The following is an 898-nucleotide window of genomic DNA, read 5'->3' as shown; positions in this document are numbered from 1 at the left end:
CGGCTTCGCGCCGGCGAGCGCAGTGCGTGTCGCAGGCGGCAGCGGCGCATAGCCGATCTGGCGGACCGGCGAGCGGCCGCTGTCGAGGTCGAGCATGTCCGCATACCGGCGCCATTGCTCGGGCGTCATGCCCGGGACGAGGCTGTACGCCCCGCGCACGCCTTCGAGCACGGCCACGCCGGATTGCAACTCGTGGCGGAGCATTGCGGTCACATGCGTCGTGCGGCGTTCGAAACGCGTATGGACGGCGCCTTGCCACTGCTCGCGCACGAGCAGCGCGACGCCGAGCGACAGCGCCGCGCCCGCGCACAGCGCAACGACGCCGGCCGCGAGCGGCTGGCGTAACATGATCTGGAGGCGCGTGGGCCCTCGGGCATCACGCGTCGGGGTTCCACTTGCGGTCATTCGATAGCCATTCTGTTGTCGGGGCTGCCGTGGGCACTCGGCAGCGCAGCAAAACCGGACAAAACTCGCACCGGCTGCATGCAACGTCTATTTTCAAGATGAAATTGTGCGCGATTTACACGGTTTTTGTAATGGGGTCACTAGAAATTGCGGCAACCGGCGTGAAGCAGCGGGCGCGCCGGCCGCGCTTGACGCGCATCAACGGGCGCGTCGGCACGTGGGGCAGACTATTCGGCAGGCCGCCTGGCACCGGGCCGGGTGGCGATAACGGGCCGCCGTCGCGCAACGCGCGATGCGTGCCCGGTCGGAGGGACGGACCATGTACAAGCGGATTTTCGTCGGGCTCGACGGCAGCCCGAGTGCGCGTCTCGCGCTGAACGAGGCGATCCGGATCGCGGCGGCGTCCGGCGGCGAAGTCACCTGCGCGTATGTCGTCGAGCACCGGCCGCAGCTCGTCGACGTCGATGCGGGCTTCGCGGCCGAGCGCGACCGA

Annotated in this window: 1 protein-coding gene and 1 pseudogene; one reads left to right on the top strand and one right to left on the bottom strand. The window is 68.8% G+C overall.

Annotation, left to right across the window (positions count from 1 at the left end; all coding sequences use genetic code 11):
- Window positions 1–405, bottom strand: a pseudogene (locus G3N93_RS40390) (hypothetical protein); the annotation flags it as partial.
- A gap of 319 nt (window positions 406–724) precedes the next feature.
- Here G3N93_RS40390 and G3N93_RS40385 point away from each other — a divergent pair.
- Window positions 725–898, top strand: a 174-nt coding sequence (locus G3N93_RS40385) for a universal stress protein (protein ID WP_206135566.1), incomplete at its 3' end; no start/stop codon positions are given.

It is taken from the genome of Burkholderia sp. Se-20378 (genome assembly GCF_017104665.1).
Lineage (GTDB): Bacteria > Pseudomonadota > Gammaproteobacteria > Burkholderiales > Burkholderiaceae > Burkholderia > Burkholderia lata.
This window is presented reverse-complemented; position numbering and strand designations above follow the sequence as displayed.